We start from the raw sequence: 13,903 nt of genomic DNA, 5'->3' as shown, positions 1-13,903 counted from the left end.
CCCCTTGCCGCAAGCCAGGTTCTGCCTGCTGCCGGCGCGCCACGGTGAAAGCGAGTTCGTGGCAAGGGCGCGCCAGGCCGTGGCGCAGGCGCTCGGCTAGTGTGCCGCCCAGTGGCGCTGCGGGCGGGCGCTGGTCCGTTCAGCCCGGCAGCGAAGGCGCGTATTCCGCGCCGGACGCCCGCTCGGAATGGAACTCCACCACCCGGCGCACCACTTTGCGCGGGTCGTCTTCCACGATGAACAGTTCCAGGTCATGCGCGGCTATCATGCCGTTGGGCAGCATCTGGTCGGCCAGCCATTCGACCAGGCCATGCCAGTACTCGCTGCCCACCAGGATGATGGGCGCGGGCGGCACTTTGCCGGTCTGGATCAGCGTCAGCGCCTCGAACAGCTCGTCCATGGTGCCAAAGCCGCCCGGCAGGGCCACATAGGCGAAGCTGTGCATGAAGAACGTGGCCTTGCGCGAGTAGAAATACTCAAACGACAGGCTGATGGTCTGGTACTCGTTGTTGTGCGCCTCGTGGGGCAGGCTGATGTTCAGGCCGACACTGGTGCCGCCGGCTTCGAAGGCGCCCTTGTTGGCCGCTTCCATGATGCCGGGGCCGCCGCCGGCGATGACGGCGAAGCCGGCTTCGGCCAGGGCCGCCGAAATTGCCTCGCAAGTTTCATAATGGGGAGATTCGCGGCTGATGCGCGCGCTGCCGAATACGCTGACGGCGGGGCCGATGTCGGCCAGCTTGTCTGCCGCCGCCCGTATCTCTGACATAATCACCGGTATTTGTTTGCCGGCGGGCGTTTCTAATTCTGCCTTTGTAACCATGAATAAAACCTTATTGCTGGTAGACGGTTCGAGCTACTTGTACCGCGCTTTTCACGCTATGCCCGATTTGCGCAATGCGCAAGGCGAACCCACGGGCGCGCTGTACGGTGTCGTCAATATGCTGCGCAAGCTGGTCTCGGATCATAAGGCAGATTACGCAGCCTGCATTTTCGACGCGCGCGGCAAGACCTTCCGCGATGATCTCTATCCCGACTATAAATCGCATCGGCCGCCCATGCCTGAAGACCTGGCGGCGCAAATCGAACCCATCCACCAGGCCGTGAAGGCCCTGGGCTGGCCCGTGCTCGCCATCGAAGGGGTCGAGGCCGACGACATCATTGGCACGCTGGCGAAGCAGGCCACGCAGCACGACATCCGCACCATTGTCTCTACCGGCGACAAAGACCTCGCCCAGTTGGTGGATTCCCACGTCACGCTGGTCAATACCATGAGCGGCGAGGTGCTGGACGAACCCGGGGTGCTCAACAAGTTCGGTGTGCCGCCCGAACGCATTGTCGACTACCTCATGCTGATCGGCGATACGGTCGACAATGTGCCAGGGGTTACCAAGGTGGGGCCCAAGACCGCGGCGAAATGGCTGGCCGAGTTCGGCTCCATCGATACGCTGGTGGAACAAGCCGATGGCATCAAGGGCGTGGCGGGCAACAACCTGCGCGAGGCCATTGCGCAGTTTCCGCTGACTCGCCAGCTGCTTACCGTAAAGTGCGATTGCGATCTCACCGGCCACATCCAGCACATCCAGGATCTGGCGCCGCGCCAGCCGGATACCGATATCCTGCAATCCCTGTACGAAAAGTACGGGTTCCGCACCTGGCTGCGCGAACTCACCGGCGACGCGCAGCGCGTGCCCCAAGGCGATGCCCGGGTCATCGTCGAGGCGCCGGCCGCGCCGGCGGAATTGCGCTACCAGATCATCTCCACCTGGCCGGCCTTCGACGAATGGATGGCCCAGGCGGCCGAGGCTTCCCTGGTGGCGCTGGATACCGAAACCACATCGCTGGACGAAATGCAGGCCAGCCTGGTGGGCATTTCCATGGCCACCGCGCCGGGCGTGGCCTGCTATATCCCGGTGGCGCACCGCGGTCCCGACAGCGCCGAGCAACTGCCCAAGGCCGAAGTCCTGCAGCGCCTGCGCGGCTGGCTGGAAGACCCGCAACGCGCCAAGCTGCTGCACCACGCCAAGTACGACACGCACGTGTTCGCCAACGAAGGCATTGTGCTGGCCGGCATCCAGGAAGACTCCATGCTGCAGGCCTACGTGCTGGAGTCGCACCGCGGCGTGGGCATGAACGACCTGGCGCAGCGTTATCTGGGCCGCGGCGGCGTCACCTATGAAGAACTGTGCGGCAAGGGCGCCAAGCAGATCGGCTTCGATGAAGTGGCGGTCGACAAGGCGGGCCACTATGCGTGCGAAGACGCCGACTTCACCCTGCAACTGCACCAGGCCATGCGCCCCCGGGTGGCCGCCGATGCCGGCCTGGAACGCATCTACCAGCTGGAAATGCAGGTTTCGCGCGTGCTTACCGTCATCGAGCGCAACGGGGTCAAGGTCGATGCCGCCGAACTGGGCCGCCAAAGCCATCGGCTGGGCCAGGAAATGCTGACGCTCGAGCAGCGCGCCTACGACCTGGCCGGGCAGCCCTTCAACCTGAATTCCCCCAAGCAACTGGGCGAAATCCTGTTCGGGCGCATGGAACTGCCGGTGCTGCGCAAAACCGCCGGCGGCGCGCCCTCTACCGACGAAGAGGTGTTGACCAAGCTGGCGCAGGATTACCCGCTGCCGCAAGTGCTGCTGGAATACCGCGGCCTGTCCAAGCTGAAGTCCACCTATACCGACAAGCTGCCGCGCATGATCAACGCCCGCACGGGCCGCGTCCATACGCATTATTCACAGGCGGCCGTCATCACCGGCCGGCTGGCGTCTTCCGATCCCAATCTGCAGAACATCCCGGTGCGCACCGAGGCGGGGCGGCGCGTGCGCGAGGCTTTCATCGCCGAACGCGGCGTGCTGGTATCGGCCGATTATTCCCAGATCGAACTGCGCATCATGGCGCATGTGTCCGACGACGCCAATCTGCAGCGGGCCTTTGCCGCCGGAGAAGACATCCACCGCGCCACGGCGGCGGAAATCTTCGGGGTGCCCCTGGCCGAGGTCGGCGCCGAACAGCGCCGCGCCGCCAAGGCCATCAATTTTGGCCTGATCTACGGCATGGGTGTATTCGGCCTGGCGTCCAACCTGGGCATTACGCGCGATGCCGCCCAGGCGTATATCGACCGCTACTTCGCGCGCTACCCCGGCGTGGCGCAGTACATGGAACACACCCGCCAACTGGCCCGCCAGCAGGGCTATGTCGAAACCGTATTCGGCCGGCGCCTGCAAATGCCGGACATCCGTGCCGCGTCGGGGCCGCGCCGGCAGGGCGCCGAACGGGCCGCCATCAATGCGCCCATGCAGGGCACGGCGGCCGACCTCATCAAGATGGCCATGGTGGCCGTGCAAGACTGGCTGCAGCAGGAAAGCCTGGCCACCCGCATGATCATGCAGGTGCACGACGAACTGGTGCTGGAAGTGCCTGACGACGAATTGCCGCGGGTACGCGAGCGCCTGCCGGCCCTGATGTGCGGCGTGGCCACGCTGCGGGTGCCTCTGCTGGCCGAAGTGGGCGTGGGCCCCAATTGGGAACAGGCGCATTGACATCCGGGGTGGGGCGGCAGTGTAACGATATAATGTTGCCTTTCGCCCTTACCCGCCTTCCCCATGCTGCTTCTCTGGATTCTGCTTGCCACCGTTGCCGGCGGCCTGATCGCCGTGGCCGTCGCCAGTTGGCTGGCCTACCGCGTGTTCAGCAAGTACCTGCATCACATGGTCAGCCTGTCGGTGGGGGTGCTGCTGTCGGTGGCCCTGCTGCACCTGCTGCCAGAGGCCTTCGAGCATGCGCCGGCGGACACGCGGGCCTTGTTCGCTTTGCTGCTGGCCGGGCTGGTGGGATTCTTCGTGCTGGAGAAAATCGCGCTGCTGCGCCACAGCCACCACCACGAAGGTGACGGCCATCATCATCACAAGGGGCACGACCGGCACGAGGCCGGCCGCGGCGGCGTGCTGATCCTGGTCGGCAGTTCGCTGCACAATCTGTGCGACGGCGTGCTGGTGGCGGCGGCTTTCCTGGCCGACCCGCTGCTGGGCGTGCTGACGGCGGCGTCCATCATCGTGCATGAAGTCCCGCACAAGCTGGGCGACTTCGTCGTGCTGCTCAATGCCGGACTGGCGCGGCGCCGGGCCTTCACCCTGATCCTGTTCAGCAGCCTGTGCACGGCGATCGGCGGCGTGGTCGGCTATTTCGTGCTGCAGCAGGCCCAGCAATGGGTGCCTTACGTGCTGGTCATTGCCGCCAGCAGCTTCCTGTATATCTCGGTGGCCGACCTGATTCCGCAAATGCACGAACGCGGTTCGCTGGCTGATGCGGTGCCGCAGTTGCTGCTGGTGGGCGCAGGCGTTATCGTCATCTATGGCGTTACGTCATTCATGCATCACGGCCACGCGCACGATCACGCTTCCGGGCATGCCCACGAGCATGTGCACGAGCACCCGCATGGGCACGATGCCCCGCGCGGCAGCGCGGTGCCAGGCGAGCCCGCGCAGGCCATTCACTCTCACTAGGGTCCGCACGTCCAACGGGCGGGTCCGTTTGTACAGGAGTCCGTCATGAGTTTTGCCCCCGCTGCCGGCCAGCCCGCAGACACCACCATCCGCACCGATGCCCAGGGCCTGGCGCACGGCGATTTCCAATTGCCCGTGGTCGACGGCCAGATCGCCGCCTACTATGCGGCGCCCGAGGGCAAGTCGGGCCTGCCCGTCGTGTTGGTCGTGCAGGAAATCTTTGGCGTGCACGAGCACATCAAGGACATCTGCCGCCGCCTGGCCAAGGCCGGTTATCTGGCCATCGCGCCCGAACTCTACCAGCGCCAGGGCGATCCGTCCCAATACAACGACGTGCCCAGGCTGGTGGCCGACATTGTGTCCAAGGTGCCCGATGAACAGGTGTACGCCGATCTGGATGCCAGCCTGGCCTGGGCCGGGCAGCACGGCGGCGATACCAGGCGCGTCGGCATTACCGGGTTCTGCTGGGGCGGACGCCTGACCTGGATGTATGCCGCGCACAACCCCGCGGTCAGGGCCGGCGTGGCCTGGTACGGCAAGCTCAGCGCGGGGCATGGCCCCCTGATCAAGCATGTGGTGCTGGACGTGGCCGGCCAGACACATGCGCCTGTCCTGGGCCTGTACGGCGGCCAGGACACCAGCATCCCGCTGGAAGACGTGGAGCAACTGCGCGCCAGGCTGGCGCAGGGCAACGAGGCGGCGCGCGCCTCCGAGGTGGTGGTGTACCCGGACGCGGGCCATGGGTTCCTGGCCGATTACCGCCCCATGTACCGCGAGCCCGATGCCCGCGATGGCTGGCAACGCATGCTGGCCTGGTTCAAGCGCTACCTGGCCTGATCCGCCCGCGACAGCGGCCGCGCCATGCCGCGGCGGCCGCCATCGCCGTGGCGCAACAGGCCCCATGCGGTACCCAGCAGCAGCACGGCGGTGGCCACCAGCACGGCCAGGAACGCGTGGTCGAACGCGGCGCGGGCCAGGGTGGCCAGCAGGCTGGCCGTGGCGGGCGCGGCGGGCGGGGGCACAGCCAGCGCCTCGTCCAGGCTGTCGTGCACGATCCCGGGCAGCTCCAGGTCCGCGGGCAGCGCCAGCGAAGCGCCGTAGGCCGCGGTGGCCAGGCTGCCCATCAGCGCCACGCCCAGCACGGCGCCCACTTCATACGACATTTCCTCCACCGAGCCGGCCATGCCTATCTGGCTGGCGGGTGCGCCGGACAGAATGGAACTGGATGCCGCGGTCATGGCGGCGCCCAGCCCGAAGCCCATGACAGCCAGGCTGGACAACTGCCATACCGGCGCGGCCTGGTACAGCAGGGCCAGCGCCGATGTGCCCACGCCGGCGGTGAACATGGCCATCCACAGGCCGCGATGTTCGCCCACGCGCGGCAGCAGCAGGCCCGCCACCGGCCCCGCCACGAAGGCGGCCAGCGGCGCCGGCAGGATGAACAGGCCGGCCTGCAGCGGCGACATGCCGCGCACCAGTTGCAGCCATTGGCTGAAGATCAGCTCCACTCCCGAGAACGCCGCCGAAGCCACCAGCGCGACCACGATGGCGCCGCTGAACCTGCGGCTGCGGAACAGCGCAAAATCGATCAGCGGGTCGGCCATGCGCAGCTGCCGGCGCACGAAAACCACCAGCAGGCCGGCGCCCGCCAGCGCCGCGGCCAGTGCCACCGGATACGAAGGGGCATGCTGGCTGACTTCCTTGACCGCATACACCACGCCCACCAGGCCCACCAGAATCTGCAGCGAGCCCAGCAGGTCCCAGCGGCGCGACGCATGGCCCGGAAAGTCGTGCACGGCCCACAACCCCAGGGGCAGCACCACCAGCACGATCGGCACGTTGATCAAGAATACCGACCCCCACCAGAAATGCTCCAGCAGGGCGCCGCCCACCACGGGGCCGAACGCGGCGCCGCCCGAGGCGACGGCTGCCCATATGCCAATGGCCAGGGTGCGCTCCCGGGTGTCCGTGAACGTATGGCGGATGATGGCAAGCGTGGCGGGCATCATCATGGCGGCGCCCACCGCCAGCAGCACGCGGGCGGCTATCAGCCATGACGGGCTGGCGGCATAGGCGGCCGCCAGCGAGGCCGCGCCGAATACGGCCAGGCCGCTGGTGAACAGGCGCTTGGGGCCGTAGCGGTCCGATAACGTACCCATGCCGGGCAGCAGCCCGGCCACGGCCAGGGGGTATGCGTTCACGATCCAGAGCTTTTCGGCCGCGGACGCGCCCATGGCCTGCGTAAGGTGGGGCAGCGCCGTGTAGAGTACCGACATGTCGATGACGATCAGGAATAGATCGATCGACACAATGGCCAATACCAGCCAGCGATGAGACCGGAAAGACATGAGATTTCCTGCCGGCACTAAGACGACGCGGGCAAGGGGCCGGCGTCCAGCCTGGCGCCGGATACGGTTGGCCATTATAATTCCAATCCATACGTATGTATTGAAAAAGAGGTAACAATGGGCCGCCGCCGCACCGTAGACCGCGAACAACTGCTCGACGCCGCCGAGGCCATCATCGAAGCCTCGGGCGCGGCGGGGCTCACCATCGATGCCGTGGCCAAGGCGGCGGGCATTACCAAGGGTGGGGTGCAGTACTGCTTCGGCAACAAAGACGCGCTGATCGAGGCCCTGTTCGTACGCTGGGGGGCGGCCTACGATCGCATATTCGCCGAAGTCCTGGCCGGCAGCACCGACCCGGTGGACGCGGTGCGCGCGCATGTGGCAGCTTCCCGGCGCACCGACGAGGTCAGCGCCAAGTCGGCCAGCCTGCTTGCAGCGCTGGCGCAAACGCCGGAACACCTGGCCGGCACCCGCGAATGGTATCGCCAGCGCATCGCCGGGCTGGATCTGTCCACGCCGGCCGGCCGCCGGGCGCGCCTGGCTTTCCTGGCCACCGAGGGCGCCTTCATGTTGCGCTTCTTCGGCTTCATGGACGTGGACGAGGCCGAATGGGAATCCGTGTTCGACGACCTGCAGACGCTGCTCTAGCGGCCTACTGTACCGTGGCGCCCGAGTCTTTTACCGCCTGGCTCCAGCGCGACAGTTCGCTGTCGATGAGCTCCCCGAATGCTTGCGGGGTGCTGCCCACCGGGGTGTAGCCAAAGCCGGTCAGTTGCGCTTTCAGCTTCGGGTCGCGCAAAGAATCGGCAATGGCCTGGCTCAGCTTGTCGATCACGCCGCCCGGCGTGCCGGCGGGCGCCAGAATGCCATACCAGCCATTCACCACGAATCCGGGCACCCCTGATTCCGCAATCGTGGGCACATCCGGCAGCAGCGGCGAACGTTCTTCGCTGGTAACCGCCAGCGCTTTCAGCTTTCCGGCTTTCACCTGCGGCAGCGAGGTCGAGATGCTGTCGAACATCAGCGAGACCTCACCCGCCAGCAGCGCCACTACGGCCGGGCCGCTGCCCTTGTAGGGCACGTGCAGCATATTGATGCCGGTGGCCTTCTTGAACATTTCCGCCGAAAGGTGGCTGGTGTTGCCGGGGCCGGCGGACGCGAAGGTGAGCTTGCCGGGGTTCTTGCGGGCGTAGGCTATCAGTTCCGGAATCGTGTCGGCCGGAGTGGATTTCGGCGCGGCCACCAACATGGGCAGGGTGGCCGCCAGCGATACCGGCGCGAAATCCTTGCGGGTATCGTAGGGCAGCGACTTGTACAGACTGGGGTTGATGGCGTGGGCCGCCAGCACCATCAGTACGGTATGGCCGTCCGGCTTGGAGCGCGCCAGTTGCGCGGTGGCAATCGAGCCGCCCGCGCCGGGCTTGTACTCCAGCACCACCGGTTGCCCCAGGCGTTCCTGCAGCGCGGCCGAAAGCGGGCGGCCCAGCATGTCGGCGCTGCCTCCGGGCGGATAGGGGATCAGCAGTGTGATGGGGCGGTCGGGATAGCTGGATTCGGCCGACGAAAAGCCGCCGGCCAGCAGCGCGGCGCAACCCGACAGCAAGGCGATCCAGCGCGACAAGGCAATCTGCATGAGGCTACTCCTGAACAAGTTGCAACGGAACCCGGGGTGCTGGCGCCGGGGCGAGGCGGGGCATGCGCCGCTTATTGCGGCGCCAGTCCGGCGGCCTTTACGGTGGCCTGCCAGCGTGTGCGTTCCTGGTCGATGAATGCGGCGAACTCGGCGGGCGAATTGCCCCCGGCCTTGCCGCCCATTGCGCGGAAACGCTCCTGCACGTCCGGGGTGGCCAGCACTTCGCGCGCGGCGCCGGCCAGTTGATCCACCACCGGGGCGGGCGTACCGGCCGGGGCCATCAGCCCGAACCAGGCGGTGACCACCATGTCATCAATGCCGGCCTCGCGCATGGTGGGCACATCCGGCAGTTCCGGCACGCGGTCCGCGCTGGTCACGGCCAAGGCGCGCAGCTTGCCGGCCTTGATGTGCGGCATGGAACTGGGCAGGTTGTCGATCATGAAGCTGAACTGGCCCGCCAGCAGGGCCGCCACGGCCGGACCCGCGCCCTTGTATGGCACGTGCGTCGCCTGTATGCCGGCGCGCTGCTTGAACAGTTCTCCCGACAAGTGCGGCGACTGTCCGGTGCCGGACGAGCCGAACGAGTATTTCTCGGGGTCTTTGCGCAGCATGTCGATCAGATCGCCGGCGCTGCGGGCCGGCGACTTCGCGTTCACCACCAGCACGTTGGGCACCGAGATCACCAGCGTGATGGGCGCGAAGTCCGAGGCCTTGTATGGCAGGTCGGCGTACATGCTGTAGTTGATGGCATTGGGCCCGATATTGCCCATGATCAGCGTGTACCCGTCAGGCTCGGCCCGCACCAGTTGCTGTGTGCCGATAATGCCGGCGGCCCCGGCACGGTTCTCGACCACTACCGACTGCCCCAGGCGCGCGGCCAGTTTGTCGGCAATGATGCGGGTGGCGATGTCGGTGGTGCCGCCGGGCGCGGCAGGCACGATGATGGTGACGGGGCGTTCGGGCCAGTTGCCGGCCTGGGCCGGGGCGACGGCGCACAACAGCACGGCAGCCGCCAGGGCGGCGCTGCGGATCGATGGCATCGTTGTCTCCTGATGTTATGCACGCTAGTGTGCTGGCCGGCCGGCGCGATCACCTATTTTTTATTGCCTAAGCCAGTCTTCCGGCAGTGTGAAGTGCGGCCGGGCGGCTTCAGGTGTCCGATTCGCGTAGGCGGCTGGGCAGCAGTTCGCCGTGGCGCGCCAGTTGCGGATACGCGGATGCGCCGACCAGGTGCGAGTTGATGCTCTTCAGGTCGCGCAGAATATCCAGGTACAGCGCGCCGACCTCCGCGGCGTCGACTTCCCCGGCCTTGATCTTGTGCAGGTGGGCCTCGGCCTCGCTGGTTTCCAGCGAGCGGAAATGCGATTTTTCGCCTGCCAGCATGCGCGCCTGCCGCAAGTCATCGTTGATGAACAGGGCGGCGGCCTCGCGCTGGTTGGAAATCAGGCGCGCCAGGGTTTCGTCCAGGCAGCGGCCCTGTCCGGGCGACAGCACCCAGCCCTGCTTGCGCAGGCGCGCCACATGGCTCAGCAGGCCATGGTGGGCAATGTCGGCGGCATGCCCGATATTGCTGGCAAAAGCCAGGATATCGTCCTGCCGCTGCAGATCGGCGCGCGTCATGTTTTCGCGATCCAGCAAGGCCAGGTACGTGGTGATGGCCGTCTCGATCTTGTCCACCGCGCCGTCCAGCTGGCGCGCCTGCACCATGCGATGGCGATTGTCGCGCTTGAAGCCCGAGCGCGCGTACAGCAGCAGCGTCTGCAGCATGTCGGCCATGCGCAGGGCTTCGCGGGCCGCGTTGCCCAGCGCCACCGCCGGAATGTCGTGCGCGGACTCGTCCAGGTATTGAGGGCGCCCCGGATCGTGGGGGTCAGGCCGCTTGGGCAGCCAGCGCGTCAACAGGGCGGCATACGGCGTCAGCAGCGGCAGGAACACCAGCGCCACGGCGGCATTGAAAACCGTGTGGAAGTTGGCGACGATGCGCGCGCTGTCGCCGCCCCACTGGCCCAGCCAGCCCGGCAGCCAGGGCAGCAGCAGCAGGCCGGCCAGCACGCCGATCACCCGGGTCAGCAGATTGCCCAGGGGCAGCCGGCGTGCCGCCGGGTCGTCGCCGCTGACGCCCTCGATCATGGGGTTCACCGCGGTGCCCAGGTTGGCGCCCAGCACCATGGCAAACGCCAGCTCCGGCGTCACCATCTGGTGCGTGGCCAGCGACATCACCAATACCACGATGGCCACGCTGGAATGCGCGGCCCAGGTCAGCGCGGCCGCCAGCAGCACGGCTGCCACCGGCTGGGTGTCCAGCGCGTCCAGCACCAGGCCGAACAGCGGGGCGTCCTGCAGCGGCGCGAAGATATCGACCAACTGGTGCAGCGACAGCAGCAGCAGGCCCAGCCCGATGAACACCCGGCCCAGGTCGCGGGTGCGGCCCGGCGGGTAGCGGCGGAACATCCACACACCTGCCAGGATCAGAATCGGCGCCAGGGCGGTCAGGTCGAACGACAGCACCTGCACAATCAGCGTGGTGCCGACGTTGGCGCCCAGCATCGCGGCCAGGGCGGGAGCCAGGGCCACCACGCCTCCTGCGGCAAAGCCGGTAACCATCAGGCCGGTGGCCGTGCTGCTTTGCAGGGCGGCCGTGATGCCCAGCCCCGTGGCGAAGGCCCGCAGGCGTGTGGCCAACGCGCGCCCCAGCGCCGCACCCAGTGCGGCGCCGAAGGCACGCTGCACGCCGGTTTGCACCATGTGCACGCCCCACAGCAGCAGCGCTACATATCCGGCGAAATCGAGTAATGGAAGCAATCCCGACATGGCTGGCCTGGCAAAAAATACATGGCTGGCCGGTGCGGGCCAGCCCCGCTGGCGGTTCGCACCGGAAAGTGACTATGACCTGTCACGAAGCAATGATCGCACGGTCTGCCGGCGGGGGGAAATGGGCCGGTTTGGATGCGCTGGCACGCCCGCGTATGATGCTGCGACGAACCCTGTTTTTCCGGAGTTGGCCGTGGCCGTATCCGCCTTCGACCTTTTCAAAATCGGTATCGGGCCGTCCAGTTCGCATACCGTGGGCCCCATGCGCGCGGCCCTGCTGTTTGCCCAGGGCCTGGAACGCGATGAAGTGCTCCCGCGGGTGGCATCGGTGCGGGTCGAGCTATACGGGTCGCTGGGCGCCACCGGCAAGGGGCACGGCACCGACAAGGGGGTGATGCTGGGCCTGATGGGCCAGGCGCCGGACACGGTCGACCCGTCGGCCATCGCCGGGCTGCTGCAAGGCGTGCGCACCCATAAAACGCTGCCGTTGCTGGGCTCTTTCGGCGTGCCGTTCATCGAGAAAGAGCACATCCTGTTCTACCGCCGCGAGGCCATGGCCGAGCATCCCAATGGCATGAAATTCCATGCCTTCGACGCGCACGGCGACAGCCTGCGCGAGGCCCGCTATTTGTCGGTGGGCGGGGGCTTCGTGGTCAGCGCCGGGGCCGCCAACAACCAGGTCATCGCCGCCCACGACCAACTGCCGTTCCCGTTCCGCACGGGGCGCGAACTGCTGGACATGTGCCGCGCCGAAAGCTGTACGGTGGCGCAGCTGATGCTGCGCAACGAGCTTACCTGGCGCAGCCAGGCCGAAGTCGAAGACTCCCTGGACCGCATCTGGCAAGTCATGCAGGATTGCGTCAGCCGTGGCTGCGGCATCAATTACCCCGAGGCCGACGGCGACCTGCCCGGCCCGCTCAAGGTGCGCCGCCGCGCGCCCGAGCTGCATCGCAGCCTGACGCTGCGGGCCGAGCGCACCTTGTCCGATCCCCTGTCGGTCATGGACTGGGTCAACCTCTATGCCATGGCCGTCAATGAAGAAAACGCCGCCGGCGGCCGCGTGGTAACCGCGCCCACCAATGGCGCGGCGGGCATCATTCCGGCGGTGCTGCACTACTACGATCGTTTCGTGCCGGGCGCCAATCGCCAGGGGGTGCGCGACTTCCTGCTCACCGCTGCGGCCATCGGCCTGCTGTACAAGTACAACGCCTCGCTGTCCGGCGCCGAAGTCGGCTGCCAGGGCGAAGTGGGCGTGGCCTGTTCGATGGCGGCCGGCGCGCTGGCGGCGGTACTGGGCGGGTCGATCGAGCAGGTGGAAAACGCCGCCGAGATCGGCATGGAGCACAACCTGGGCCTCACCTGCGATCCGGTCGGGGGGCTGGTGCAAATCCCCTGTATCGAGCGCAATGCCATGGCATCCATCAAGGCCGTGAACGCGGCCCGCATGGCCCTGCGCGGCGATGGCCACCACTACGTGTCGCTCGATTCGGTCATCAAGACCATGCGCGAAACCGGCGCCGACATGAAAACCAAGTACAAGGAAACGGCGCGCGGCGGCCTGGCGGTGAATATCGTCGAATGCTGAGCCGACTTCACCAGGCCAGGAAGGCCGCCACCACCAGGACGATCAGGGACCATTTGGTCAGCTTGTACACCGTACGGTTCCAGGCCTTGAACTGCTTGCGCTTCTGGTCAATGACCCAATGCGCGTGCGTCAGCTTGTTGATGGCGCCGGTCTGGTCGCCGCCGTCGTTGGGTGAGCTGGCGGCCGACATCACCACACGCCCGAACCAGCGGTTGAAGGCTTCGGCCCAGCGCCATTTCAATGGCCGTTCAACATCGCAGAACAGGATGATGCGGTTGGCTTCGGTCTTGTTGTAGGCTTCGTGCACGTAGGTTTCGTCGAACACCACGCTCTCGCCGTCGCGCCAGCTGTAGGTTTCGCCGTCCACCACAATGTAGCAGCCGTCGTCGTTGGGCGTGGCCAGGCCCAGGTGGTAGCGCAACGAACCCGCGAAGGGATCGCGATGGCGGTTCAGCTTCCCGCCGGGCGGCAGCTCGGCGAACATGGCCGCCTTCACCTTGGGCAGCCCCTTCAAGATGGCCACGGTCTGGGGGCAAAGCTCTTCGGCCGAGGGATGGCGCGCGTCATACCACTTCAGGTAGAAGCGCTTCCAGCCATACTTGAAGAACGAATTGAAACCGATGTCGTCGTGATGTTCCGCGGCCTTGATGCGACGCAGTTCAGCCATTTTCAGGGCTTCGTCGCGGATGGTTTCCCAGTGCTCGTCCAGCACTTTCAACTCGGGTATCTCCCGGGCGGGCAGGTACGCCGTGGTGGGTGCGCGCGAGCACAGCACCATGAAGGCATTGACCGGTGCCAGCAAGGCGGAATGGTCCAGGAATTGGCGCGACAGCCGCAGCCGCACCCGGCCTCGAAAATGTGCGAACAATATGGAGGCCAGCCATATGCCCGGAATCAGCCATTTCATGGTACCGACAGGCTCGCCCACAGAGCCGAACAATGAAAATGACATTGTTACATAACTGATTCATAAACGCTGGCCGGAAGGGGGCAAAAAAACGGCGACAGATCAGCCGACTGGGTACAA

At 66.4% G+C, this 13,903-nt stretch carries 11 protein-coding genes; 5 read left to right on the top strand and 6 right to left on the bottom strand.

The annotated features are described in order from the left end of the window. Nucleotides 1-139: 139 nt before the first annotated feature. Complete coding sequence (locus tag LPZ50_RS03550) at nt 140-766, bottom strand: TIGR00730 family Rossman fold protein (RefSeq protein WP_230657646.1); 627 nt, start codon at nt 764-766, stop codon at nt 140-142. 52 nt (nt 767-818) lie between these two features. Here LPZ50_RS03550 and polA point away from each other — a divergent pair, with 52 nt between their 5' ends. The 3 genes from polA to LPZ50_RS03535 all read left to right on the top strand — a co-directional run bounded on the left by polA (nt 819) and on the right by LPZ50_RS03535 (nt 5,336). Continuing rightward, on the top strand, nt 819-3,536 hold the full coding sequence (polA, locus tag LPZ50_RS03545) for a DNA polymerase I (RefSeq protein WP_230657643.1): 2,718 nt from the start codon (nt 819-821) through the stop codon (nt 3,534-3,536). A 63-nt stretch (nt 3,537-3,599) separates the two neighbouring features. Next, on the top strand, nt 3,600-4,499 hold the full coding sequence (locus tag LPZ50_RS03540; RefSeq protein WP_230657640.1) for a ZIP family metal transporter: 900 nt from the start codon (nt 3,600-3,602) through the stop codon (nt 4,497-4,499). 45 nt (nt 4,500-4,544) lie between these two features. After that, nucleotides 4,545-5,336 carry a dienelactone hydrolase family protein gene (locus LPZ50_RS03535; RefSeq protein ID WP_230657638.1) on the top strand — a complete coding sequence of 264 codons (792 nt, stop codon included), beginning with the start codon at nt 4,545-4,547 and terminating at the stop codon, nt 5,334-5,336. Here the strand turns inward: LPZ50_RS03535 and LPZ50_RS03530 are convergent. Beyond that, nucleotides 5,324-6,847, bottom strand: coding sequence for an MFS transporter (locus LPZ50_RS03530; RefSeq protein WP_230657635.1), 1,524 nt, complete (start codon nt 6,845-6,847; stop codon nt 5,324-5,326). The two genes, LPZ50_RS03535 and LPZ50_RS03530, sit on opposite strands and share 13 nt — an antisense overlap. A gap of 117 nt (nt 6,848-6,964) precedes the next feature. Between LPZ50_RS03530 and LPZ50_RS03525 the strand changes: the two genes are divergently transcribed. Beyond that, a complete protein-coding gene (locus tag LPZ50_RS03525) occupies nt 6,965-7,495 on the top strand; it encodes a TetR/AcrR family transcriptional regulator (protein ID WP_230657632.1) in 531 nt (176 codons plus the stop codon). Between the two features lie 4 nt (nt 7,496-7,499). Here LPZ50_RS03525 and LPZ50_RS03520 read toward each other — a convergent pair whose 3' ends face one another. The 3 genes from LPZ50_RS03520 to LPZ50_RS03510 all read right to left on the bottom strand — a co-directional run bounded on the left by LPZ50_RS03520 (nt 7,500) and on the right by LPZ50_RS03510 (nt 11,291). Continuing rightward, entirely contained in the window at nt 7,500-8,480 is a 981-nt protein-coding gene (locus LPZ50_RS03520) for a Bug family tripartite tricarboxylate transporter substrate binding protein (RefSeq protein ID WP_230657630.1), read from the bottom strand. 71 nt (nt 8,481-8,551) lie between these two features. After that, a complete protein-coding gene (locus tag LPZ50_RS03515) occupies nt 8,552-9,520 on the bottom strand; it encodes a Bug family tripartite tricarboxylate transporter substrate binding protein (RefSeq protein ID WP_230657627.1) in 969 nt (322 codons plus the stop codon). Between the two features lie 109 nt (nt 9,521-9,629). Beyond that, nucleotides 9,630-11,291 (bottom strand): Na/Pi cotransporter family protein, encoded by a 1,662-nt coding sequence (locus LPZ50_RS03510; RefSeq protein ID WP_230657624.1) that lies wholly within the window; start codon nt 11,289-11,291, stop codon nt 9,630-9,632. A 193-nt stretch (nt 11,292-11,484) separates the two neighbouring features. Between LPZ50_RS03510 and LPZ50_RS03505 the strand changes: the two genes are divergently transcribed. Beyond that, a complete protein-coding gene (locus tag LPZ50_RS03505; RefSeq protein WP_230657620.1) occupies nt 11,485-12,876 on the top strand; it encodes an L-serine ammonia-lyase in 1,392 nt (463 codons plus the stop codon). Between the two features lie 7 nt (nt 12,877-12,883). Here the strand turns inward: LPZ50_RS03505 and lpxO are convergent, their stop codons facing one another. Further along, nucleotides 12,884-13,783, bottom strand: coding sequence for a lipid A hydroxylase LpxO (gene lpxO / locus LPZ50_RS03500; RefSeq protein WP_230657617.1), 900 nt, complete (start codon nt 13,781-13,783; stop codon nt 12,884-12,886). Between the last annotated feature and the right edge of the window lie 120 nt (nt 13,784-13,903).

The organism is Bordetella petrii, assembly GCF_020991325.1.
GTDB classification, from domain to species: domain Bacteria; phylum Pseudomonadota; class Gammaproteobacteria; order Burkholderiales; family Burkholderiaceae_B; genus Bordetella_A; species Bordetella_A petrii_E.
Note: the sequence above shows the minus strand (reverse complement) of the source record. Positions and strands in the feature narration are given on the sequence as shown.

Excerpts from the sequence above, each read along its gene's own strand:
- LPZ50_RS03525 (WP_230657632.1), top strand. The coding sequence starts at position 6,965 with ATGGGCCGCCGCCGCACCGTAGACCGCGAACAACTGCTCGACGCCGCC.
- LPZ50_RS03535 (WP_230657638.1), top strand. The coding sequence starts at position 4,545 with ATGAGTTTTGCCCCCGCTGCCGGCCAGCCCGCAGACACCACCATCCGC.
- LPZ50_RS03540 (WP_230657640.1), top strand. The coding sequence starts at position 3,600 with ATGCTGCTTCTCTGGATTCTGCTTGCCACCGTTGCCGGCGGCCTGATC.
- LPZ50_RS03510 (WP_230657624.1), bottom strand. The coding sequence starts at position 11,291 with ATGTCGGGATTGCTTCCATTACTCGATTTCGCCGGATATGTAGCGCTG.
- lpxO (WP_230657617.1), bottom strand. The coding sequence starts at position 13,783 with ATGAAATGGCTGATTCCGGGCATATGGCTGGCCTCCATATTGTTCGCA.
- LPZ50_RS03530 (WP_230657635.1), bottom strand. The coding sequence starts at position 6,847 with ATGTCTTTCCGGTCTCATCGCTGGCTGGTATTGGCCATTGTGTCGATC.
- LPZ50_RS03550 (WP_230657646.1), bottom strand. The coding sequence starts at position 766 with ATGTCAGAGATACGGGCGGCGGCAGACAAGCTGGCCGACATCGGCCCC.
- LPZ50_RS03515 (WP_230657627.1), bottom strand. The coding sequence starts at position 9,520 with ATGCCATCGATCCGCAGCGCCGCCCTGGCGGCTGCCGTGCTGTTGTGC.
- polA (WP_230657643.1), top strand. The coding sequence starts at position 819 with ATGAATAAAACCTTATTGCTGGTAGACGGTTCGAGCTACTTGTACCGC.
- LPZ50_RS03520 (WP_230657630.1), bottom strand. The coding sequence starts at position 8,480 with ATGCAGATTGCCTTGTCGCGCTGGATCGCCTTGCTGTCGGGTTGCGCC.